Below are 22,115 nucleotides of genomic sequence, written 5' to 3'. Positions count from 1 at the left end.
AAACGTAAAATGCCGCCCCTTTGGGGCGGCACATCGCTTTCAAAGCCGGAGAGGCGCTATGCACCAAAAATGCGAAAATAGAGCCAATCCGGCAAAAATTGACTGCCTCGAAACAGCAGTGAAAAAGCGAATGGAAAGCTTTTCTTAAATTTGTCGGTATTCATGTGCTCGAATACTTCCTGTGACGCCTGCTCGGGCGTCATTAGGAACGGCATTTTGAAATCGTTTTTGTCAGTCAGTTGGGTTTTGATAAAGCCGGGGTTGACCACCTGAACCTTCACCCCCGTCTTGCGAAGATCAGCATACATACATTCGGCCAAAGACATTGTCGCCGCCTTGGAAGCGGTATAACCGATGGATCCGGGCAAGCCGCGAAACCCTGTCAGGCTGGATGTTATGACAATATGGCCCGCGTCCCGCGCGACCATTTCAGGTACGACTTGCCCCATGACACGCATCAAGCCAGTAAAGTTGATATCAGCCATCGCTGTGGCTTGTTCCGCGTCCCATTCCTTGGCACCAAACGGCCAGTATACTCCTGCAAGGTAGACGATCCCGTCCACAGCGCCTACCGATTTTGCCGCTGTCACGACGCTCTCGTTGTCAGAGACATCCACCGTCACAACCTCCGCCTTGCCAGGCAGGCTGTCAGCCAGATCGTTGAGCTTGTCCTCGGACCGCGCGGACAGGATGACTTCAGCTCCCGCACGGCTAAGCCGCAGCGCAAGCGCTGCACCCAGACCATCGCTCGCCCCTACCAGCCAATACCGTTTACCCTGCCACTGCGTCATGTTGTTTCCTTTTTGCGTATCGTTGCCACCAACTCGGCGACCCTAAAACCAAACTTCCGAAACTGGCTTCGGTTCACGACTGTTCCATTTTTCGTCAAATACATGCAATCAAATGCCTTAAGCGTATATCCTCCCGCGTCCGCAGGCAGCTTGATCGGGTAATTGAACAGAACTGCCGGTCCCGCCACTTCACCCCGCCCTTTGCCCGGCACATCGTCGGCCCATGCCTCAAAATTCCCACCGCCATCCAGCTCTATCCGCCACTCGCGGTCCTGAGTGGAGCCATCATGGTACCGGAACTCTTCCTTTATCGTGCAGGTGTTGCCGTCCCATGTGATGTGAAAATCAGCGTTAAATGTACTGGTCACACGCCCAAGCGGACCAAAAATCACACCGTCACAAGACATCTCGCCGTTGAGGTGCTCTCGCATGTCAAACTGCGGATACTCGTCCGCATAATCATCTGCTGATTGCCCCATAAAGTCCGCAAACCTGCGGCGCAGACCAAGGACAAAAAGCACAAGCACCACGCCGAGTAAAAAGTAAAATGCAGGATCGCTCATCACGCAGGCCTTTCTAACTTTGTCCGCCACAACAAAAAGATCGCAGCGAGTTTCAATACGCATGGCACGCCAGCGTAAAGCAAACGTAACAAATCCACAGCTTTCTCAGGAGGAGATGCTGCTGCACCACTCACATACCCCGCCGTTTCCAAGGCTGGAAGTAGAATGACTGCGGCCAAGGCCAAGGTGAATTTGGACACAAATGACCATAATCCGAAACCTTCAGCCGCCGAGGGAGAGATTTGGGCCATACGCGTAGCAAAAAGTGCAGGCAACAATGTGAGGTCGGCTCCCATGGCCGCACCGGAGGCCACGCAGACAAGCGCAAAGAGCCAAACATCGCCCACACCTAGGAAAAGCGCGCCGCCGAAAGCAAAAATCGCAAGTAACATCGCGCTCAGCAAAACCTGTTGCGCACCATAGCGTTCTGCCAAAGCACCCCAGACAGGGGCCGCCCCTGCCGCCGAGAGGAAGAACAGCAGCAAAAGCGGCCCCTCGTATCCGGGAGCACCCAGCGCAGATTCTACATAAAACAAGAACAAAGTTGAGCTTACCGCCACAGGAGCCGCGTTGAGCAGGGCGATAAACAACAAGCGCCGCGCCAGTGGGTCGCGCAGCACGGTGCCAAATCCTGTACTTTCGGGCACATCAACCGACACCCATTCCCCGCGCATCGCCAGAGCAGCTGCCACTGAAAGCACGGCAAATCCCACCGCAAATCCAGCAAACGGTGCGTTCATCACGATACCCAGCCCAACAGGAGCCACGGACGCAACACATACACCCAACAGGCCGCCTGTTTCGCGCCAGCGTGCCAACCGCAAATGCCCCTGCCCCGCCATCTTGTCCGCCTTGGCGACCCCTTGGGCGTAAAAGCAGATCGTGAGGAAGCTGAAGGCCGAAAATACCAACGTCAGCATGATCCCGAACCACAGCACAGGGGTTGTCATCGGTGCCACGGCAAAAAGCCCGATCATTGCAGACGCAATGACTGCGCACCCGATACCAACCGCTAAACCGCGCTGGTTGCGCAGCTTCTCCGATAACCGCCCAAGCAGGGGGTCCTGCACCACGTCAAGCAACCGCAACCCGAACAAAACAGCGCCCAGCGCAGTCAGCGATACACCATACTCGTCGACATAGAACTTCGGCGCGTGGATATAGATTGGCAGACCCGCACAAGCCAGCAACGCCGCAAACAACGCGTAAGCGGGCAGACGTCTGGTGGCTTGCGCAGCCGTCATTTGGAGACTTCATCGCGTGGCGGTGTCGGGCGGCTGCGAAACAGCGCCCCTTTGATCCAAAGCTTGAGCGCTTGCCAGTGAATGAGCGCCAGCACGCGGCGCGCGCCCATAGGGCGACGAAACAAGCTCCGCAGAATGCCTGCATTGCTCAGCGGCTCCCGCTTGCCCGTCAGGGTCGCAATCAGCCCACCCGCCGCGCGCCCGTAGTCGATCCAGACGCCAATGCGGTCGTCGGTGATATCAAAGCGAAACGTATAGTCACCCTCAACAGGCTGAAACGGCGAGACATGCATGAGCTTGGCTGCGTGCAACTGATCACTGCGCGTGATCTCTGCCAGATCAGGGTGGTGGCACAAATAGCTGTGGCGGTCCCCATAGGTGTTAGTCACCTCCGAGATCACAGCAATCATGGCGCCATCCTCGCGGCGGCAGAGCCAGAAACTAACCGGATTAAAGACATGCCCGAACACACGCGGCTGGGCGAGCAGTTCAACCTTTTCCACCCCTTGGATTTGATATTGTGCCAGCACATCACGGACCCAAGCAGCTCCACGCCCCTGCTTGGGCGGTCCGCCATGATCAGTATCATGCAGCGAAGTAACGCCGCGTCCGTTGCGTGCGAACAGGCTTGGCGTTTCGACCTCTGCTTCGGCATCGATCAACACGTAGTCGACAGAGTAGCGAAACGCGTTCTCGATATTGCCCTTACGCCCATGATAGGTTTGGCCAACGATATGATCGACCTGCTCGCTCACTCTGCGGCCATTGCCTGCATGCGGGATACTTGCATCGCATCAACCACCTCCATCGCAGTGGCCAGTCCATCTTCGTGAAAACCGTTGCGCAGCCATGCACCACAGAACCAAGTGTTCCGCGTGCCATTCATCGCGTGCACTTTTCCCTGCGCATTCCATGCGGCCAGATCATACACCGGATGGCGCAGTGTGACGCGGTCATAAATCAGCTCTTCGCGGATCGTGCGTTTGGTGTTCAACGTCACAAAATGCGGATCATCATCTGGAATGGATTGAAGCGAGTTCATCCAATAGGTCAGATCAATGCGGTCTGACTTTACCTTCGCATCTTCGGTATAGACCCATGAAGCCCACGCAAGTTTTCGCTGCGGCATGACGCTTGTATCAGCATGCAACACCACATCGTTAGGTTGGTATTTGATCGCGCCCAAAGCTGCCTGCTCCTCAGGACTAGCATCAGTGAGCATGGCGAGGGAGTCGTCGGAATGGGTGGCCATCACCACCTCGTCAAACCGCTCCCATTCGCCGCCGCGTGTCTTTACCTCAACGCCCTGCGCATCGCGCCGCACACCTTCGATTGCAGCATTCAGACGGATATCGACACCGCGCTGTCGCATAGACGCCTCAATGCGGTTCACATAGGAGATCGAGCCACCCTCGACCGTGTACCACTGGTGCTGGCCAGAATATCCCAACAGCGCATGGTTCTGGAAAAACTGGATGAGCGCGTGAGCGGGAAAGTCCATGATCTTGTCAGTAGGTGTCGACCAGATCGCACCAGAAAACGGCAACAGATAATGGTCGCGAAAGTAATCACCTGTTCCTAGCTTTGCCAAAAAATCACGTAGGTTGAGCGATTTGTCCTGTGCGAGCGTCAGCGCGTGCTTGTTGAATTTCACCACATCGCGCAACATGCCAAGGAACTTCGGGTTCGCCACATTGCGCCGCTGCGCGAAAATCGCGCCTAGACTGGTCAGCGCATATTCCAAACGCCCGCCATCAAAGGACGCGCCAAAGCTCATGTTGGATTTCTTCACGGGCACATCCAACTCAGCGAACAGCGCGGCAAGGTGCGGATAGTTGGCGTAGTTGAAAACGATAAATCCAGTATCGACAGGCTGGTCGCCGTTTTTGCCCGCCATTTTTGTGCGTGCATGACCGCCAAGGCGGGATGCACTTTCAAACAAGGTCACGTGATTGTCGAGCGCGAGCTTATGTGCGGCCCCCATACCAGTGATACCTGCCCCGATCACTGCAATGCGGCGGGAAGGGTTAGACGAATTCAATGTCGCTTCTAATGGCATGTGGTGCTGTTACCTGTCTTACGTTTTAATCAGTGGCTATACGGGCCAGATAGCGCGGCGGATGTAAATGAGTTGGAATTTCTTTTTTGATCCAAGAACCGCTTTGCCACGTATTAGAGACATGTTAGCAAATACACAGACCTCATCGCGCAGAACGCCTGACGGTATTAGTCCGCAGGCGCATCCAGTTTTGGCGGGGCCAGTGAAGTTTGCAGGGCGCCGGTGCGTGAACGACAAGACAGACAAAACATCGCTTTGGGTTGACGAAATGATCCGCGTCCGCGATGGCCGTGATCGTACGGCATTTGCCGCGCTGTTTGCCCATTTTGCCCCGCGAATTAAAGGGTTTCTGATGAAATCGGGCACCGATGCGACCACTGCCGAGGAATGCGCCCAAGATGTTATGACAACACTTTGGCGCAAGGCGGACCAATTTGATCCTACCCGCGCCTCCGTCTCCACCTGGATATTTACCATCGCCCGCAACCGCCGCATTGATATGTTGCGCCGCGATCGCCGACCCGAACCCGAAGAGCTAACGTGGGGACCAGAGCCAGAGCCGGAACAATCGGCCGTACTAGAAATGCAGCAAGAAAGTGCGCGATTGGTCGAAGCAATCGCCGCCCTCCCCGAGAACCAGCGCAAGCTCATCGAACAAGCCTATTTCGGCGAGCTGACACAAGCGGAAATTTCTCAAATCACCGGTCTGCCTCTTGGCACGATCAAATCCCGTATTCGCCTCGCGCTGGACCGCCTGCGCCACGCCATGAAGTAGCCAACATGACACAAACACACATCAAACATCATCTCGATGACGCCACGCTGATGGGCTATGCCTCTGGCACCCTGCCCGAAGCGTTCAACCTGATCGTCGCAACGCATCTGTCGCTCTGTGACACCTGTCGCGCACAGGCACTCGCCTATGACGCTGTTGGTGGCGCGTTGCTGGACGATGCGGGCAGTGAAATGTCCGCAGACAGTCTTGCCCAAACCTTGGCAACGCTTGATGACGGTTTTGACGCTGCACCTGTTGCCACAGCTACAGGCGATCTGCCTGCGCCTCTTCTCAACTATGTCGGCGGTGATCTCGATAGTATCAAATGGCGCCCTGTCGGCATGGGGGTCAAGCAGGCGATCCTGCCAACATCCAGAGGGGCCACTGCTCGTTTGCTGTGCATCCCTGCGGGGACTGCGATGCCAGACCATGGCCACAACGGAAAAGAGCTGACGCTTGTTCTCAAAGGCGCGTTTCAGGACGATGACGGCTATTTCGCGCGTGGGGATATCGAAGTTGCTGACAAGGACGTGCAACACATCCCTGTGGCCGACATTCACGAAGACTGCATCTGCCTTGCCGTGACTGACGCGCCCTTGCGCTTTGATGGCTGGCTGCCGCGCATCTGGCAAAAGTTCGCTAGGATTTAACGAGCGCTTCAAAAGCAGGCATGCCCCGCACCATGAGCCTGAGGTATGTCTGCGCCCCCGGTGCTTTCATGATGACTTCGGCGCCCTGCGCCTTTGCCATGGCAATGCGGAAGGGGTTGGCGTTGGCCCGGATCACCACTTTTGCCGAGGCGCCAACCTGCCGCGCTGCCCAAGCCGCTGCAATCGCATGGTTTGCCGCACTGGCCGCTGTAACCCCTCGCGCAAGCTGCTCTGTATGAAGGCTGCGCGCCACCGACAACGCACCGCGTGCTTTGAATGTGCCTGTATGCTGAAAACACTCTAGCTTGAGCACCGCCGCACCCCTGCCCAACACGTCTGCCATGAGGCCCGTATCACGTGTCAGACAAGGTTGCGTATCACTTCCCCCGCCAGAACAGCCGAATTTGCACGGATCGCGTCCAGCGACAGGGCGCTGATATCAGGGGCTTGATCGGTCACACAACAGGCGGTCCTTTCACCAATGGCAGTGGCGTATCGTCGCCTTCAACTTCTTCAAAGTCAAAGTTATCCAACCGCGCAGCGCGTTTCCCCGCCCGCTCTGCTGCAGTGCCGATACCCTCGAGGTCCTCCCTTGCTTGGCGGAAATGGGTATCAAGCTTTGCCACGCGGCTAACCACAAGCTCCACATCACGGTGGAGCAAGCGCAAAGTCTTGCGGATCTCGCCCGCCTGCTCGCGCATCCGCGCATCTTTCAAAATTGCCCGCATAGTATTCAGCGTCGCCATGCAGGTCGTCGGCGAAACAATCCAGACCCGCGCGTCAAACCCCTCCCGCACCAGCTCGGGAAAATTCGCGTGCAGCTCGGCATAAACAGCCTCAGAAGGTAGAAACATCAGCGCACCGTCTGCTGTCTCGCCATCCAAAATATACTTCTCGGAAATGTCGCGAATGTGCTTACGCACGCTTGTCCGCATGTTTGCCACGGCTGATTTAAGCTCCCAATCCGTCTTGGCACGGTGCAGCGCCTCATAAGCCTCCAACGGGAATTTCGCATCAATCACAATCGGTCCGGGCGGATTGGGCAAGTGGATCAGACAATCCGCCCGTCGTCCGTTCGAGAGGGTCTTTTGCATGGTGTAGCTGTCAGAGGGCAGCGCCTTGTAGACGATGTCGTTCAGCTGTATTTCGCCAAACGCACCGCGTGTCTGCTTGTTGCTCAGGATATCTTGCAACGACAGAACATCCCCTGACAGCTTCGTAATATTGTCCTGCGCCTTGTCGATAGAGGCCAGCCGCTCTTGCAACTGCGTCAGGCTCGTTGTTGTGCGTTGGGCAGACCCGTGCAGCGTCTGGTTAGTACGCTCTTGCATTTGCGCCAACTGCTGCTGCATCTGAAGCTGCACAGTAGCGAGGCGGGTCTCAAGGCTTTGGATCAGTTGCGTTTGCGCATGGGCCTGTGTGTCGGACACGGTTTGCAGATTACCGCGTAACTGCTCCTGTCCGTTGCTCAGACTATAAAGCTGATGCGTCAGCGGTGCAGGAATACGTGCGGAACGCAAAAGCAGCACGACGAGTAAAAGGAGTATGAGCGTGAGGACGCTCAACCCGATGACAACCGCCAGAATAGCAGGATCGGTGAGATCAAACTGTACACCACCCAGCCGGATCATGTGCGCCCGAACAGCCGCTCAATATCGCTCAGCTTCAATTCGACATAGGTAGGGCGGCCATGGTTACACTGACCCGAATGAGGCGTCGCCTCCATTTCGCGCAGCAGGGCATTCATCTCTTCACCGCGCATCCATCGGCCTGAACGGATGGAGCCATGACAGGCAACGCGACTCAGGATTGCTTCAATCCGCGCTTGCACGAGCAGGCTCTCACCCTCGCCCTCCAACTCATCCAAAATATCGCGGATCATCGCTTCCGCGTTGACTTCGCCCAAAATCGCGGGCGTCTCGCGCACGGCGATGGCATTCCCGCCGAAGGGCTCGATCCCGAGGCCGAATTTCGACAACTCTTCAGCCACCTCCAATATCGCGGCACGCTCAGAGGAGGACAGCTCGATAATCTCGGGGATGAGTAGCGCTTGGGACGGAACACCATTCTCCGCCATCTGTTTTTTGAGCTTCTCATAGACCAGGCGCTCATGTGCGGCGTGTTGATCCACGATGACCATGCCTGTCGCAGTTTGCGCTATAATGTAATTTTCATGCACCTGACCGCGTGCCGTGCCGAGGGGGTAATTGGTACGCTCTTCTTGAACTTCCTCACGTGGCGTCTCAACCCGTCCCCACACGCCTTGCGTCTCGGCAAAACCCTGGGGCGCTTGGGCCTGATGGGCTGTGAAGCGCGCGCCTGTTGAGGGGCGATCCATCTGATACACCCGCGCCTCGCCCTGCCCCTCGGGGCGCATCGCACCGAGGGTGGCATCGGCCACGGTGGAGGAGGCTCGGTGCCCCGCATTGGCCAGTGCATGACGCAAGCCCGATACGATCAAGCCGCGCACAATTGCTGGATCGCGAAAGCGGACTTCGGATTTGGCGGGATGCACGTTTACGTCCACCAGATTGGGGTCGCAGTCCACAAAAAGTGCTGCCGCAGGATGGCGATCACGGCTCAGAAAATCAAAATAGGCGCCTCGCAGCGCACCGATAAGCATCTTGTCCTTCACAGGACGGCCATTCACGAACAAATACTGCGCCACGGCAGAGCCGCGAGAATAAGTGGGCAACGCTGCAAATCCCGTAAGGTGAAAACCGTCTCGCTCCGCATCGATAGCAAGGGAGTTCTCCGCAAACTCCCGCCCCAAAACCTGACGCAACCGGCCATGCAGCGCCTCGAACAGATCGCCCTGCTCAGCTTCGGCGCGGAAGACATCGCGGCCTGCACCATCGCCGGACACATCGCGCAAGACAAAGCGCACAAAAGGTTCCGCCATGGCGAGCCGCTTGATCACATCGCCAATCGCCTGCGCCTCGGCGCGGTCCGTGCGCAGGAATTTCAACCGTGCAGGCGTGGCGTAAAACAGATCACGCAGGGTTACGACTGTGCCAGCACTCAATCCCGCAGGTTTCACGGCGGCATGTTTGCCCCCCGTCACGCTGATCTCGGCCCCGTCACACCCAATAGCGCGGCTGGTAATTGTCAGGCGGCCCACAGCGCCGAGCGAGGGCAACGCCTCCCCACGGAAGCCGAAGGAATGGATATTCAGCAGATCACTGCCGTCAATCTTGGACGTGGCATGGCGCGACAGGGCGAGGGGTAAGTCCGCACCCGCAATGCCGCACCCATCGTCTGTCACACGGATGAGGGTCTTGCCGCCGTCTGCGTATTCGACTGTGATCCGCGTGGCCCCAGCATCGATGGCATTTTCGACCAGTTCTTTCACAGCAGAGGCAGGACGCTCTACGACTTCGCCCGCCGCGATACGGTTGATGGCAGTCTCGTCAAGCTGCCGAATTATCGGTTGCGATGCGCTTATGTTGGGGTTTGATTGGGTCATGCCCCAATACCTAGCACAACGATCCGCGATTCTGAAAGCAGTGCACAGGTGTTATCCACCGTTAATTTGAGGTGCTCGTGGCCCCCTTGGAATTGAGTTCAATTGGACAAATGAAGGATGACTTCAGGCGACAACCGTATATGGCCTATCAAATGTGACTTCTTCCAGATTATGTGTCGCTCCGATCCGGTCCACGACTGCAAATAGGCCAGGTGCGGCAAGCGGAGTTAGAACGCCGTGCCATGTACCACGGTGGAAATTCACTCCCTGATGCGGTGCTGTGAGGAACGCTTGCGGTGTGCCTGGTTTGCCGCTCATATCTTTCGCGACGATCACCAGAAACGGGTTTTCCGTCATGGGGATAAATGCCTGACTTCCGTCAGGGTGCCGCTCCAAAAGGTCAAAACTATAGGGCAGACTGCGAGGCTCTGCGCTAAACAGGCTCAGCCCAGCACGCCCTTCGTTACCGAAATCAAGTGCAGCGCGGTCATGGTAGCGGCCACATAGACCCGCGTTGATGATTTTATCAGGTGCGCCGTTGATTTCCAGCACATCACCGAAAGGCGCAAATGCCTCCGCCGTTAGAGGAGAGGTGTAGAGCTTAACACTCATAGCGGCATGTGACGGTTCACGTCTTTATAAAGAAGGTAGCGGAAAGGCTGATCGCCCGTCGCCGTGCAGGCCTGCGGACAAAAGGCACGCAGCCACATGAAATCGCCAGCAACTACAGGCACCCAGTCTTTGTTGAGCAGGTAATCGGCGCTCCCTTGCAGGACATAAAGACCGTGTTCCATTACGTGGATCTCGGCAAAGGGGATCACGCCACCGGGTTGGAAGGTTACGATATTGACATGCATGTCGTGGCGCAGATCGTCAGGTTCGACAAAGCGCGTGGTGGCCCAGACGCCATCACAATCAGGCATAACAGTGGGGGCAACTGCTTGGTCAGAAGTAATAAATGCCTCTGGCAGGTCCACCCCTTCGGCACCAACATACCGTTTGCGGATCCAGTGAAATTGCGCCGTTGCATCGCTGTCGTTCCAGATCGTCCACATCGCCTCCGGTGGAATATAAGCATAGCCGCCCGCCTCCAGCACATGGCGCGAACCGTCGATGTTAAGCGTAATCTGGCCAGAGGCGACAAAGACAACCGATTGCGCTTCTTCATCGACTTCGGGCGCGTCAGTGCCGCCTGTCGGAGCAAGCTCTACCGCGTATTGGCTAAAAGTCTCTGCAAAGCCAGACATGGGACGCGCGAGCACCCACATGCGCATCCCTGTCCAGCCGGGCAGGAAGCTGGTGACAATATCGCGCTGGGTGACGGCAGGCAAAACAGCATAGGCAGGTGTAAAAACGGCGGTGCCTTCGGGCGAGACTGTTTGATCTGGCAAACCGCCGGGGGGAAATGCATAGGTCATAGAAGTTGATCCAATCTAATGCGCGCAATGCGCTCTACCTGTTTGCAGGCGGTGGTAAATTCGGTGTCAGTCTCATTGGCGATCCGCGCCTCAAAAGCACGCATGATGCTATCTTTACTGTGATCTTTTACCGCAATGATAAAGGGAAATCCGTGTTTGGCGACATAGGCCGTGTTCAAACTGGTGAACCGCGTCCGCTCCGCATCGGTGAGCGCATCCAGATCCGCGCTGGCCTGCTCTGCTGTGCTTTCCGCCGTGAGGCGATGAGCTGCCGCAAGCTTTCCCGCTAGATCGGGGTGTGCATTCAGCACGCCGAGGCGCCCCGCCTGTGAGGCAGAGCGGAACATCCGCGCCAGCGCATTGTGCAGGCCCGCAGCACTGTCATGCGCAGGGCCAAGTTCCAGATCGAACGCCTGCTCGGCGAGCCATGCAGAATGCTCGAACACGCCGCCAAACCGCTTCACAAACTCGGCCCGTTCCATCCGACTTGGTCGCAGGCGGACAACAGGTGGATGATACGCGCGCCAATGATCGGCAATCTCGATGCGCCGCGGGGTCCAGACCCCCTCGAACCCTTTGATGTATTCAAGGAACCGCGCCAGAGCCTGTATCCGACCGGGACGTCCGATCAACCTGCAGTGCAGGCCAACCGACATCATCTTGGCGGCTCCATTCACCCCTTCGGCATAAAGCGCATCGAAGGTATCGCATAGGTAGGTGTAGAACTGGTCACCCGAATTGAACCCCTGCGGCGTGGCAAACCGCATGTCGTTGCAATCGAGTGTATAGGGAATGATCAACTGATCTGTGCCCGCAATGTCAGACCAATAGGGCAGGTCATCGTCATAGGTGTCCGAGATATAATCAAAAGCACTCGTCTGCGCAGCAAGACGCACGGTATTGACGCTGGTGCGGCCACAGTACCAGCCGCGCGGAGCTTCCCCCGTAACTTCGGTATGCAGGCGTATCGCTTCTGCCATATCGGCGAACTCTGCACCCTCGCTGTGGTCACGGTAATCAATCCACTTCAAACCATGGCTGGCGATTTCCCACTCCGCAGTTTGCATCGCTTCCACCTGCTCGGGCGCACGCGCCAGTGCGCTGGCCACGCCATAAACTGTGACAGGCACCCCCGCGCCTGTGAACAAACGGTGCAGCCGCCAGAACCCTGCTCGCGCACCATAGTCATAGATGCTCTCCATGTTCCAATGGCGCTGGGCAGGCCAAGAGGTCGCGCCTATAATCTCGGACAGGAATGCCTCAGAACCGCCATCCCCGTGCAGGATATTATTTTCTCCGCCCTCTTCATAGTTGAGGACAAATTGAACCGCGATCCGTGCGCTGTTCGGCCACTTGGGATCGACGGGTGATGCGCCATAACCGGTGAAATCTCTGGGATAGCGGATCATTGATATTCCTTTGGCACACTGTGCCGTCACCTTGCACAAAACCGACGCCCCGCGCAATTTGCAAACGCTGATCTCAGCGTAACGTACATGGTTTTCAAAACAGTCGGGCCGGACATTTCTGTCCAGCCCGCTGCTCGCCCGATTGTCACTGAGACATCTTTTTGTTCTTATTTCAGCTAGGTATAATTAACCGCTGGCCTATCTGGATCCGTTCGGGAGATTGTAGTGTGTTTGGATTGGCCTCTAGAATACGCTCGTACGCCATAGGATTTCCAAAGAATTGAAGTGCGATATAGGCGAGGCTATCGCCGGTCTGGACGTCATAAACACGTCTGCCATCTACGTTTTGAGTCCGCGCAACAGAGGCTGCAAAAATCTTGCGCGACATCCCGTTTGCTGCAGTAATACCCGCGTTGCTGTGATCGCTGCGCAGCGCAGTTTGTACGAGGTTAAACATCATCGTTTCCACATCAACATTGCCCTCAGGCGTGATGAGGGACTTGGACATTTCGATCTGCCCTTTCACCATCGCTTTGAGCAGAACATCAGAGGTATATGCGTCAACCAGCGGTGCATTGATCGTGCGCAACCGCACACGGGTCACGCCGTCTTTGACATAGGTTTCAATGTCGTAAACATCGGCCATCACACCTTCACGCAGCATACGAATTTTGTTGCGACCGAGGATTTCCAGCGCTTTCCTCGCAAGTTGGGCGTTGCTTGCCTGTTGTGCTTGGGGGGCTGCCGCTTGCGGTTGAAGCCCAGCCAAGACAGCCGCCGTTAATCCCGAAGGGGCCACCTTCTCTGTAGGTGCTACTGTTTGTGCCACGGCGTCGCTCACGTCCGTCATATCGGGTGTCAACGCACGTGTTGGCGTGTCCTGAAACGACGGCTCCGTCATCGGAGCAGAGAACGTCGCCTGCTGTTCTGTGGCAGCATCATTTCCACTAAACAACCACATCGCGGTGCCCAGCCCAAGGACGAAGGTCACACCAATGACGCCTGCAACAGCTAACATCGACCCATTGCGCTCCAAGAACGAAAGCTCGCGCGGTGCCATTTGGCCAAGCGCAGCCAGACGGGCGTGCTTGTGACTTGGTGGTGCCATCGCCGCAACTGGCTCGGCGACAGGCTCAGGCACAGGTTCTTGGCTAAGGTCGGCAGCAGGTGCAGGCTCCGTCAGACGGCGCTCCCATTCCATCCGGTCAAATTCGCGGTCCCGTATTGTCTCGAATTCCGGCTCCGGCGCTTCTACAGCTTCATAGGCTGTCACATCCTCTTGGAGCTCCGGTACGGCATCATACTGGTCATCCTGCGACACCGCTTCCCCATGCGATGGTTGGACCTCATCACGTTGCTGCGGCGTATGTTTCGGACCAAGGTCAGGCGACATATTAAACGAGATTTTCGGCTTATGGGTTTTCAAAATCATTATTCCTGAACTGTCAGACCCACAGCGGACCACACCTGCATACCACCGCGATAATAGCGGATCTTCTCCGGTGGATAGCCTACTTCCAGAAGATGCGAGATCAAAACTCCTGCGTCATTCTGTGTGGGTCCATTGTCAAATACGACAAGGTTCTGCGCGTCAACGAAATTAAACACATCCTCAAAGGCACGCGCACCAAGCGCTTTGAGGATCTCGTCACGAAATTCATTCTCTGCAGCCATTGTCTCATGCGGCAAGCTCACCGAGCCTGGAATGTATCCCAAAGCACGGCCATCAGGCATACGCGCGTCCACCAGCAATCCGGTATTTTCACCGACGGCAGTCACAAGGAAATCCAGAACCTCCCCCTCGATAAGCGTATCGATTCCAACCGCTGCCGTTGCAGGTGCGATGCAATAAGGATCACAGGATGCAGGCAACGCAGCAAACCGACCTGCATAGGTTGCAGCATCGGAGGCATTCGGGCCAATCTCTATACGTGTGCCGCCAAAGTTGAACGCCACCTGTGCGGTGGTGGAATAATCCTGCGCTTCAACGGTTGCTGCCTGCACAAAAAGTGCGGCAGCGAAAAATGCTGCTCGTTTAATCATGTCGTCCCCCAGACCTTGGACACCATATATAGTTTTTGCTGCCACAAAAATGGTAATCCGAACATGTTGCGACCAGATATAGTCTGAGAGCGAATCAGTCGTCAAAGCAAAAACGGACTAAAAAGGGGAAAAGATGCCTAACCCTTCTACCATAGCGTGAATTCACAGCGTCATGGCTGAATTTCGACCCCAAACCGCGTGTTTCAAAGTAAAAAGTTAATTATTTAGCGGGTAATGACGCGCAAGACAGACAAAGAAACACTCATCCAAACAAAGCCTCTTTGACCAAGCGCTACGCTGCGTCAGTTTCTGTATTTAAGAAGAGTCTCAACCCGGCGCGTTACCTTGCGCGAGCTTGCCTTGCCATCCATCGGCCGGACATGCGAGTTTGGGGATAAACCTGCACGAAAGGCACCGCCTTATGTCCGTCGACACTTATTCTGCGACCACCCATCACACTGCGCATCTGCCCCAAGTGACTGAACCGCGCAACGCGGGCATCCCGCTTGACCTCAATTGGGTGCTCGGCGCCCAAGCAAACACTTCCGCGATTGAACGTCGCGCCGCCTCCCTGCCAGCCCGTCGTTCGGTGAAAAAAGCGTATCAGGCCGCGTGGCTGCTTAAGGCCGTGACGTGTATCGACCTCACCACCTTATCAGGCGACGATACCGCACGGCGCGTGGGCAGGCTTTGTGCAAAAGCACGCCAGCCCATCGCGGCCAAAACGCTTGAGGCAATGGACATGCCTCCCATCACAGTGGGTGCAGTTTGCGTCTATCACGAGATGATTGCGCCCGCCGTGATCGCCCTGCGCGGCAGCGGCATTCCCGTCGCTGCCGTTTCCACAGGATTTCCCGCAGGCCTCTCACCTCTCCCTTTGCGCATCGCCGAGATCGAGCAGTCGGTCGCCGCTGGTGCTGCTGAGATCGACATTGTGATTTCCCGCCGTCACGTTCTGGAGGGAAATTGGCAAGCGCTCTATGACGAAATGCGCGCCTTTCGTGCCGCCTGTGGTGATGCGCATGTAAAAGCGATCCTTGCCACGGGTGAGTTGGGCAGCCTGCGCAACGTCGCACGTGCATCGCTGGTCTGCATGATGGCGGGGGCCGATTTCATCAAAACCTCGACAGGTAAGGAAAGTGTCAACGCGACCCTTCCCGTCACCCTCGTGATGATCCGCGCAATCCGCGACTATTTCGATCACACAGGCTACCGCATCGGCTACAAACCTGCTGGCGGCATCTCAAAGGCCAAGGATGCGATCACCTACCTTGCACTGATCAAAGAGGAACTGGGCGACCGCTGGCTCCAGCCTGACCTCTTCCGCTTTGGCGCATCCTCTCTGCTGAATGATATCGAACGCCAGCTTGAGCATTACGTCACCGGCAACTACTCCGCTGGCTACCGCCACCCCACATCCTGAACCGAGAGCGACATTCACAGATGACCGTATCCGACATATTCGAGACCATGGACTATGGCACCGCCCCCGAAAACGCATCCGAAGCGCTGGCATGGATCGTGGATCAGGGCGCACGCTTTGGACATTTCATTGACGGGGACATGACCACCCCCGGCGAAGTGTTTCAAAGCCGCAATCCTGCCAATGGTGAAATCCTGGCGCACTTGACTCAAGCGAGCCAAGCGGACGTGGACGCCGCCGTAAAAGCAGCACGCCGCGCCCAGCCCAAGTGGGAAGCCGCAGGCGGTCATGCCCACGCCAAGGTCCTTTATGCTATTGCGCGTCTACTTCAAAAGCACAGCCGCTTGTTTGCCGTGCTGGAATCCCTCGACAACGGCAAACCGATCCGCGAAGCGCGCGACATAGATATCCCGCTGGCCCAGCGCCACTTCTACTACCACGCAGGCATGGCCCAACTGAAGGATAGCGAACTGCCTGACGTCGTCGCCCTCGGCGTTTGCGGCCAAGTCATCCCGTGGAACTTCCCCCTGCTCATGCTGGCTTGGAAAGTTGCGCCTGCGCTGGCCATGGGCAATACAGTCGTTCTGAAACCCGCCGAGTACACCTCTCTCACCGCGCTGCTGTTCGCTGATATGTGCGCCCAAGCAGGTGTGCCAAAAGGTGTCATAAATATCGTTACAGGCGATGGCACCGTGGGCGAGATGATCGTGAACGCCGACGTCGACAAAGTCGCCTTCACAGGCTCAACTACCGTAGGCCGCCGCATCCGTGAGACCACCGCAGGCAGCGGCAAAGCCCTGTCGCTAGAGCTAGGTGGGAAATCTCCCTACATCGTGTTCGACGATGCCGACATCGACTCCGCTGTTGAAGGACTGGTCGACGCCATCTGGTTCAATCAGGGTCAGGTATGCTGCGCAGGCTCCCGCCTTCTGGTGCACGAACCTATCGCTGACATCTTCCACGCCAAACTGCGCACCCGCATGGACAAACTGCGCATAGGCTCGCCCTTGGACAAAAGCATCGACGTGGGTGCAATCGTCGACCCCAGACAACTCGACGCAATCACAAGCATGATTAACGCCAATACCGCAGGTACGACCCATGTCGCCGCCGTCGAGATGCCCGTGGAAGGTAGTTTCTACCCCCCCACCCTCATCACGGATCTGCACCCTGCTGATACGCTGATGCAGGAGGAAATCTTTGGCCCCGTCCTTGTCTCCACCACCTTCCGCACCCCGGCAGAGGCCGTGAGCATCGCCAACAACACGCGCTACGGCCTTGCCGCGACTGTGTGGAGCGAGAATGTGAATCTCGCCCTCGACATAGCCCCAAAACTCGCCGCTGGCATCGTCTGGATCAACGGTACAAACATGATGGACGCCGCCGCAGGCTTTGGCGGCGTACGCGAGAGCGGCTTTGGCCGTGAGGGCGGTTGGGAAGGGCTAGCTGCCTACACAAAACCCGCCAAAAAGGGCAAAGCGGTCAAAAAAATCGCCCCCCTGACGGGCAAAGGTGCACCAGAAGATAGCATCGATCGCACCGCAAAGCTCTATATCGGCGGCAAACAAACCCGTCCTGACAGCGGCTATTCCACTCCCGTCTGGTCAAAAAAGGGCACGCTATTGGGCCATGTGCCAAATGCCTCCCGCAAGGACATTCGCAACGCTGTCGAAGCTGCGCAGGCGGCAAAAGGCTGGGGCAAAACTACAGGCCATACCCGTGCCCAAATTCTGTATTTCATTGCTGAAAACCTTGCGGCACGGGACGCTGAATTTTCCCACACCCTTGATCAGATGCAAGGTGGCAAATCAGGTGCCCGAGAAGTCGATGCTGCCGTGCAAAGCCTCTTCACCTATGCCGCATGGGCCGACAAATTCGACGGTCAAATCCACGGCGTTCCGATCCGTGGCGTGGCGCTTGCGATGAAAGAACCCGTTGGGGTCATCGCCGCCCTCTGCCCTGCTGACAATCCATTGCTAGGCCTCATCGCCACGATGGCCCCCGCAATTGCTATGGGCAACCGCGTGATCCTCAGCGCGTCAGAGGCCTTCCCCCTCGCCGCAACCGATTTTACGCAAGTGTTGGAAACATCAGATGTTCCCGAAGGCGTGGTCAATATCCTGACAGGTCCGCATGTCGACGTAGCAGACACTATGGCCCGCCACATGGATATTGATGCGGTGTGGAGTTTTACCGACCCTGCACATGACGCCACCATCGAACATGGCTCTGCCAGCAACCTCAAACGCACTTGGGTCCAGAATGGCACAGCGATTGATTGGGCAAAGCCGGACACCAAAACATTCCTGACCCAATCAACCGAGGTCAAGAATATCTGGATCCCCTACGGGGAGTAACCCCCGCTTCATTTGGCGATTTAAACCCATCATCTATGCCCCCGCAGGGGCATAGATCCGCAACAGATCACTCGGCTGCCAGCCCCTCAGGCTTGCCCACGACCACAAAATGCAGCCCCTCGGGGTCCATCAGCTCACCAGCCACACGTTTCACATCGTCCAGCGTCACACGCTCTACCCGCTCGTTGCGGGTTTTGATGTAGTCGGACTCCAGCCCGATCAACTGCATGCCAACAAGGATGCCTGCAATCGTGCCGTTTCCGTCAAACCGCAGCGGATAGGCTCCTGTCAAAAACGTCTTGGCATTGCGCAACTCTTCCTCGGTGACACCATTCTCCGAGGCCAGCTTCCACTGATCCTTAATCACGGTGATCGCTTCGGCGATGCGATCATTGGAGGAGCTGACAGACCCCATGAGGGCATTCGCCAGATCGCGTGAGTGCAGGTATGAATAGACTCCATAGGTCAATCCCCGCTTCTCGCGCACTTCTTGCATCAGGCGGCTTTCAAAAGAACCGCCACCCAAAATCTGGTTCAATAGCACAGCAGCGAAGTAGTCTTCGTCATCAATCGCGATACCGGGCTGGCCGAACAGGGCAACGGACTGGGGCGTGTCAAATTCGACTACGGTGATCCCGCCCTCGATCAGCGGCTCAACTTTTGGCGGCAGCATCGGACCCGATTTCGGCAAATCACCCAACAGCAGGTCAAGCAGGCTACTCAGTTGCTCGGGCGTGATATCACCAACTGCGCCGACCAGAACGCGATCACGGACCAGCACGTTGCGGTGCGCTTCCACCAGATCGTCACGGGTCAATGCCGCGACACTCTCGGGTGTGCCAGAGGCCACCGTGCCGTAAGGATGCTCACCATAGGCCATTGTGGCAAATGTCTTGCCGGCTATATCATTGGGGTCTTTCGCATCAAATGCGAGACCTGAAATAACCTGTGCCCGCACCCGCTCGATATCTGCCTCGTCAAACCGCGGATTCTGCATTGCATCGCGCAGCAAAGCCACAGATGCATCAAAATTCTCGGTCAGAAACCGCGCCGAAATCGATAACTGCTCGGAATCAGAGCTGAAGCTGAAACTGGTCGCCAACGCCTCCTTGGCCCGCGCGAATCCGCGCGCGTCCAGATCGCCAGAACCTTCCTCAAGCAAACCCGTCATCAAATTGATCGCGCCACGCTTGCCTTCTACATCCAACGAATTGCCGCCGACAAAGGCGATTTCGAGTGCGATAAACGGCAGCGAATGTTCCTCAACCAGCCACGCATTTATTCCTCCCGGAGAGGTTATGGTTTGGATGTCAACTTCGGCGCGTGCGGGAAGGGCGGCAGCTGTTCCCAGAAACAGGGCTGTTGCAAAACGGATCATTCGGCTTCTCCTTCAGGACGCATCAACCAGCCCGTAACAGACGCCTCGCGGCGCAGCAGGCTGGCGGCTTGCATGATGTCTTCGGCGGTCACAGCATCAAGGATCGCAGGCCACGCCTGGACATCCTCAATCGTCAAACCAGAGGTCAGCGCACGGCCATAGCGGTTGGCGATACCGTCCACGTTATCCTGCGCATATATCTCGGAGGCACGGATTTGCAGCTTGATTCGCTCAAGCTGCTTTTCGTCCACACCCGTCTCCAGAAATTCAGCAATGGCCCGATCAAGGGCGGCCTCGCCTTTTTCAAGGCTGATCCCCTCGGCAGGTACAATAATCATGCGGAATGTCGTGTCATCCAGTGATACGCCCGAATACCACGCCGCTGTATACGTACTAACCTGAGTGTCAAACTGGAGCTTTTCGGTGAAAAAAGAGGTCGTCCCGCCCCCCAATATCTCGGACAAGATAGTCAGAGCTGCCGCAGTTTCCTGCGCACCACTGTCGCGCTCTGGCACCAGATAACTGCGCGAGATATAAGGCTGTGCGACACGGTCATCACGGAAAATTATCCGCCTCTCGGCGTTCTGGCGCGGCTCTTCAGTGCGCAACCGCTCTGGCAGATCGGGGTTACGCGGGATCGGTCCGTAATGCTTCTCGGCCAAGGCGCGCACTTCGTCAGGCGTCACATCGCCCGAAACCACAAGGATGGTGTTATTGGGCGAATAATAGAGCTCATAAAAGTTCAGCGCATCCTCAAGGTCCAACTCTTCCATCTCGTGCATCCAGCCGATGATCGGCGTGCCATAGCGGTGGTTTAGGTATTGTGCGGCCGAAAGTTGCTCACCAAACAGCGCTTGGGGATTGTTCTCGGTGCGCTGGTTGCGCTCTTCGATGATCACATCCCGCTCGGTTGCTATGTTTTCTGGCGTCAGGCGGATGTTCTTCATCCGGTCCGCTTCCATCGTCATCATCAGCTCAAGGCGGTCTGCTGCAACGCGCTGGAAATAGGCAGTGTAGTCATAGCTGGTAAAGGCATTATCGCGCCCCCCGTTGGCTGCAACAACCTGAGAAAACTCACCCGATTCCATCTTATCCGTTGCTTTGAACAACAAATGCTCAAGAAAATGCGCGACACCAGAAGATCCCTTAGGCTCATCCGCCGATCCTGCACGATACCACAGCATGTGCTGGACAACTGGGGCGCGGTGATCTTCGACCACAACAACCTGCATCCCGTTTTCAAGCATAAAGTCGGTGACCTTACCACTTGTCTCGGCCATTGCGGCCACAGGGATGAGGAAAACAGCCATCAAGGCAGTTCGGGCATATCGGAACATGAAAGAGGTCCTTTTTGGTCAAACGGTAAGGGCGCATGCACCTATAGGTACGTGCGAGAGACGCAGGTTCAAGCGGACCAGCGTAAAATCACAAAGATGTAATATTGGATCAGTTTGCAGGCGGCGCAGAAGGCGTGCGTGCGCCCGCACGGCGCCAGCGGTTCTGCTCGGCGGCGGCGTCAAGCGCCTGACGGCGATAGGCCTGATTATAACGATCCACCGGAATGATGCGGTACTGCGTGAACCGTGCCTTGCGGCGACGGAAATCTGCATCGGTTTGTGCCAGTGTCCCACGGATATCAGGGTTCACGCCCAAGCGGCTTGCGTGTTGTACCAACGCGCCATCGCGCGCAGGGATTGGCCCATTCGGATCACCCAGATTGCCGCCGAATGCCTTGGTTCCCTCAGAAACCGCAGAGCGGTCCGTACGGTTCGTACCGCCGGGTGTCGGCGTAGGAAGTTCGGTATAGCTGGCAGGCGCCTGCAAGGTTGCGACCGGCTGAATGCCGAACTCGTCAGGACCTTTGGAATTGCTCCGCAATTCCCGCAGGCCAACGTTCGCACATCCTGCAACAAGCACAGGCAATACAAACAACAAAGCAAGTTTACGCATCAAAGGCCTCCAGATCGCCGTTGCCCCTCAATATCGCAGGCACAGGTGCAATGTCACCCGCCTTTTTTCACAGGTTTGTTGCGCAGCTTCTTCTTGCCGCCTTTTGCAGTCTTGGCATCCGCATCGTCGGTAAAAAATATGAGGCCAAGTGCACCTGCAAAAATAAACACGTCAGCGATGTTGAATACAAACGGGTTATTGATCCCACAGCAAGACATATTAAGGAAATCAAGGACATACCCATAAATCATACGATCCAGAACATTGGCCAGCGCACCGCCAATCAACAGACCTGCGCTAATCTGCGCAAGCAGCGTATGCGCATTTTTCCGCGCCCAAACAAGAACAGCGATACAAATCACAGCCGCCAGAGCGATCAAAATCCAGCGGCTCGCTTCTGATCCCCCACCAAACAGACCAAAGTTGATGCCACGGTTCTCGCCATAGCGAAAGTTTATCAGCGGCGGCAACACGTCAATGCTGCGGATGCGGGCAAGCTCCATCATGTGGATCACTACATATTTGCTGATCTGATCGATCGCAAAAGCCGCAAAGCCTGCCCCAAAAATCATCCGCATAAAACGCTGCC

The 22,115-nt window shown here is 56.5% G+C and carries 21 protein-coding genes; 4 read left to right on the top strand and 17 right to left on the bottom strand.

The features are described from left to right. Positions 1–56: 56 nt before the first annotated feature. Genes Q0775_RS09520 through Q0775_RS09500 form a run of 5 tightly spaced genes read right to left on the bottom strand, consistent with a single transcriptional unit; the run spans position 57 to position 4,657 of the window. The gene (locus tag Q0775_RS09520; protein WP_298859635.1) at positions 57–791 is read right to left on the bottom strand and encodes an SDR family NAD(P)-dependent oxidoreductase; all 735 of its coding nucleotides are present in this window, start codon (positions 789–791) and stop codon (positions 57–59) included. Then, on the bottom strand, positions 788–1,354 hold the full coding sequence (locus tag Q0775_RS09515; protein ID WP_298859633.1) for a DUF3833 family protein: 567 nt from the start codon (positions 1,352–1,354) through the stop codon (positions 788–790). Before Q0775_RS09515 ends, Q0775_RS09520 begins: the two co-directional genes overlap by 4 nt. Beyond that, complete coding sequence (locus tag Q0775_RS09510; protein ID WP_298859629.1) at positions 1,354–2,598, bottom strand: MFS transporter; 1,245 nt, start codon at positions 2,596–2,598, stop codon at positions 1,354–1,356. Before Q0775_RS09510 ends, Q0775_RS09515 begins: the two co-directional genes overlap by 1 nt. Next, entirely contained in the window at positions 2,595–3,353 is a 759-nt protein-coding gene (locus tag Q0775_RS09505; RefSeq protein WP_298859627.1) for a DUF1365 domain-containing protein, read from the bottom strand. The genes Q0775_RS09510 and Q0775_RS09505 overlap by 4 nt, the downstream gene beginning before the upstream one ends. Next, on the bottom strand, positions 3,350–4,657 hold the full coding sequence (locus Q0775_RS09500) for an FAD-dependent oxidoreductase (protein WP_298859625.1): 1,308 nt from the start codon (positions 4,655–4,657) through the stop codon (positions 3,350–3,352). The genes Q0775_RS09505 and Q0775_RS09500 overlap by 4 nt, the downstream gene beginning before the upstream one ends. A 268-nt stretch (positions 4,658–4,925) precedes the next feature. Between Q0775_RS09500 and Q0775_RS09495 the strand changes: the two genes are divergently transcribed. Then, the gene (locus Q0775_RS09495; RefSeq protein WP_298860020.1) at positions 4,926–5,432 is read left to right on the top strand and encodes a sigma-70 family RNA polymerase sigma factor; all 507 of its coding nucleotides are present in this window, start codon (positions 4,926–4,928) and stop codon (positions 5,430–5,432) included. A 5-nt stretch (positions 5,433–5,437) separates the two neighbouring features. Further along, positions 5,438–6,082: a ChrR family anti-sigma-E factor gene (locus tag Q0775_RS09490; RefSeq protein ID WP_298859624.1), complete on the top strand. Its 645-nt coding sequence runs from the start codon at positions 5,438–5,440 to the stop codon at positions 6,080–6,082. Here the strand turns inward: Q0775_RS09490 and Q0775_RS09485 are convergent. The 8 genes from Q0775_RS09485 to Q0775_RS09450 form a co-directional block, all read right to left on the bottom strand. Continuing rightward, positions 6,072–6,425 carry a pyridoxal-phosphate dependent enzyme gene (locus tag Q0775_RS09485; protein ID WP_298859623.1) on the bottom strand — a complete coding sequence of 118 codons (354 nt, stop codon included), beginning with the start codon at positions 6,423–6,425 and terminating at the stop codon, positions 6,072–6,074. The two genes, Q0775_RS09490 and Q0775_RS09485, sit on opposite strands and share 11 nt — an antisense overlap. Before the next feature lie 112 nt (positions 6,426–6,537). Continuing rightward, positions 6,538–7,713: a DNA recombination protein RmuC gene (rmuC, locus tag Q0775_RS09480; RefSeq protein ID WP_298859620.1), complete on the bottom strand. Its 1,176-nt coding sequence runs from the start codon at positions 7,711–7,713 to the stop codon at positions 6,538–6,540. Further along, on the bottom strand, positions 7,710–9,548 hold the full coding sequence (mutL, locus tag Q0775_RS09475) for a DNA mismatch repair endonuclease MutL (protein WP_298859618.1): 1,839 nt from the start codon (positions 9,546–9,548) through the stop codon (positions 7,710–7,712). Before mutL ends, rmuC begins: the two co-directional genes overlap by 4 nt. Before the next feature lie 123 nt (positions 9,549–9,671). Next, entirely contained in the window at positions 9,672–10,160 is a 489-nt protein-coding gene (locus Q0775_RS09470) for an ureidoglycolate lyase (protein ID WP_298859616.1), read from the bottom strand. After that, complete coding sequence (locus Q0775_RS09465) at positions 10,157–10,966, bottom strand: bifunctional allantoicase/(S)-ureidoglycine aminohydrolase (protein WP_298859614.1); 810 nt, start codon at positions 10,964–10,966, stop codon at positions 10,157–10,159. The genes Q0775_RS09470 and Q0775_RS09465 overlap by 4 nt, the downstream gene beginning before the upstream one ends. Beyond that, on the bottom strand, positions 10,963–12,375 hold the full coding sequence (puuE, locus tag Q0775_RS09460; RefSeq protein WP_298859612.1) for an allantoinase PuuE: 1,413 nt from the start codon (positions 12,373–12,375) through the stop codon (positions 10,963–10,965). Before puuE ends, Q0775_RS09465 begins: the two co-directional genes overlap by 4 nt. Positions 12,376–12,547: 172 nt before the next feature. Next, a complete protein-coding gene (locus tag Q0775_RS09455; RefSeq protein ID WP_298859610.1) occupies positions 12,548–13,801 on the bottom strand; it encodes a LysM peptidoglycan-binding domain-containing protein in 1,254 nt (417 codons plus the stop codon). Between the two features lie 5 nt (positions 13,802–13,806). Continuing rightward, positions 13,807–14,418, bottom strand: coding sequence for a rhodanese-like domain-containing protein (locus Q0775_RS09450; protein WP_298859607.1), 612 nt, complete (start codon positions 14,416–14,418; stop codon positions 13,807–13,809). Between the two features lie 421 nt (positions 14,419–14,839). Here Q0775_RS09450 and deoC point away from each other — a divergent pair, with 421 nt between their 5' ends. Then, positions 14,840–15,841, top strand: a complete 1,002-nt coding sequence (gene deoC / locus Q0775_RS09445; RefSeq protein WP_298859605.1) for a deoxyribose-phosphate aldolase — start codon at positions 14,840–14,842, stop codon at positions 15,839–15,841. Positions 15,842–15,861: 20 nt separating this feature from the next. Beyond that, entirely contained in the window at positions 15,862–18,198 is a 2,337-nt protein-coding gene (locus Q0775_RS09440; protein ID WP_298859603.1) for an aldehyde dehydrogenase family protein, read from the top strand. A 67-nt stretch (positions 18,199–18,265) separates the two neighbouring features. On the opposite strand, the gene Q0775_RS09435 is transcribed toward Q0775_RS09440, so the two are convergent. From Q0775_RS09435 to lspA, 4 genes are all read right to left on the bottom strand, one after another. Continuing rightward, positions 18,266–19,576 (bottom strand): pitrilysin family protein, encoded by a 1,311-nt coding sequence (locus Q0775_RS09435; RefSeq protein WP_298859601.1) that lies wholly within the window; start codon positions 19,574–19,576, stop codon positions 18,266–18,268. Continuing rightward, the gene (locus Q0775_RS09430) at positions 19,573–20,886 is read right to left on the bottom strand and encodes a pitrilysin family protein (RefSeq protein WP_298860018.1); all 1,314 of its coding nucleotides are present in this window, start codon (positions 20,884–20,886) and stop codon (positions 19,573–19,575) included. The genes Q0775_RS09435 and Q0775_RS09430 overlap by 4 nt, the downstream gene beginning before the upstream one ends. A gap of 136 nt (positions 20,887–21,022) precedes the next feature. Then, entirely contained in the window at positions 21,023–21,526 is a 504-nt protein-coding gene (locus tag Q0775_RS09425; protein WP_298859599.1) for a DUF3035 domain-containing protein, read from the bottom strand. Positions 21,527–21,579: 53 nt separating this feature from the next. After that, positions 21,580–22,104: a signal peptidase II gene (gene lspA / locus Q0775_RS09420; RefSeq protein WP_298859598.1), complete on the bottom strand. Its 525-nt coding sequence runs from the start codon at positions 22,102–22,104 to the stop codon at positions 21,580–21,582. Between the last annotated feature and the right edge of the window lie 11 nt (positions 22,105–22,115).

The organism is uncultured Sulfitobacter sp. (assembly GCF_947499945.1).
Classification (GTDB): domain Bacteria; phylum Pseudomonadota; class Alphaproteobacteria; order Rhodobacterales; family Rhodobacteraceae; genus Sulfitobacter.
Note: the sequence above shows the minus strand (reverse complement) of the source record. Positions and strands in the feature narration are given on the sequence as shown.

Excerpts from the sequence above, each read along its gene's own strand:
- Q0775_RS09515 (WP_298859633.1), bottom strand. The coding sequence starts at position 1,354 with ATGAGCGATCCTGCATTTTACTTTTTACTCGGCGTGGTGCTTGTGCTT.
- Q0775_RS09425 (WP_298859599.1), bottom strand. The coding sequence starts at position 21,526 with ATGCGTAAACTTGCTTTGTTGTTTGTATTGCCTGTGCTTGTTGCAGGA.
- Q0775_RS09430 (WP_298860018.1), bottom strand. The coding sequence starts at position 20,886 with ATGGCTGTTTTCCTCATCCCTGTGGCCGCAATGGCCGAGACAAGTGGT.
- Q0775_RS09495 (WP_298860020.1), top strand. The coding sequence starts at position 4,926 with ATGATCCGCGTCCGCGATGGCCGTGATCGTACGGCATTTGCCGCGCTG.
- Q0775_RS09500 (WP_298859625.1), bottom strand. The coding sequence starts at position 4,657 with ATGCCATTAGAAGCGACATTGAATTCGTCTAACCCTTCCCGCCGCATT.
- puuE (WP_298859612.1), bottom strand. The coding sequence starts at position 12,375 with ATGATCCGCTATCCCAGAGATTTCACCGGTTATGGCGCATCACCCGTC.
- rmuC (WP_298859620.1), bottom strand. The coding sequence starts at position 7,713 with ATGATCCGGCTGGGTGGTGTACAGTTTGATCTCACCGATCCTGCTATT.
- mutL (WP_298859618.1), bottom strand. The coding sequence starts at position 9,548 with ATGACCCAATCAAACCCCAACATAAGCGCATCGCAACCGATAATTCGG.
- Q0775_RS09470 (WP_298859616.1), bottom strand. The coding sequence starts at position 10,160 with ATGAGTGTTAAGCTCTACACCTCTCCTCTAACGGCGGAGGCATTTGCG.
- Q0775_RS09520 (WP_298859635.1), bottom strand. The coding sequence starts at position 791 with ATGACGCAGTGGCAGGGTAAACGGTATTGGCTGGTAGGGGCGAGCGAT.
- lspA (WP_298859598.1), bottom strand. The coding sequence starts at position 22,104 with ATGCGGATGATTTTTGGGGCAGGCTTTGCGGCTTTTGCGATCGATCAG.
- Q0775_RS09490 (WP_298859624.1), top strand. The coding sequence starts at position 5,438 with ATGACACAAACACACATCAAACATCATCTCGATGACGCCACGCTGATG.
- Q0775_RS09450 (WP_298859607.1), bottom strand. The coding sequence starts at position 14,418 with ATGATTAAACGAGCAGCATTTTTCGCTGCCGCACTTTTTGTGCAGGCA.
- deoC (WP_298859605.1), top strand. The coding sequence starts at position 14,840 with ATGTCCGTCGACACTTATTCTGCGACCACCCATCACACTGCGCATCTG.
- Q0775_RS09440 (WP_298859603.1), top strand. The coding sequence starts at position 15,862 with ATGACCGTATCCGACATATTCGAGACCATGGACTATGGCACCGCCCCC.
- Q0775_RS09465 (WP_298859614.1), bottom strand. The coding sequence starts at position 10,966 with ATGACCTATGCATTTCCCCCCGGCGGTTTGCCAGATCAAACAGTCTCG.
- Q0775_RS09435 (WP_298859601.1), bottom strand. The coding sequence starts at position 19,576 with ATGATCCGTTTTGCAACAGCCCTGTTTCTGGGAACAGCTGCCGCCCTT.
- Q0775_RS09510 (WP_298859629.1), bottom strand. The coding sequence starts at position 2,598 with ATGACGGCTGCGCAAGCCACCAGACGTCTGCCCGCTTACGCGTTGTTT.
- Q0775_RS09485 (WP_298859623.1), bottom strand. The coding sequence starts at position 6,425 with ATGGCAGACGTGTTGGGCAGGGGTGCGGCGGTGCTCAAGCTAGAGTGT.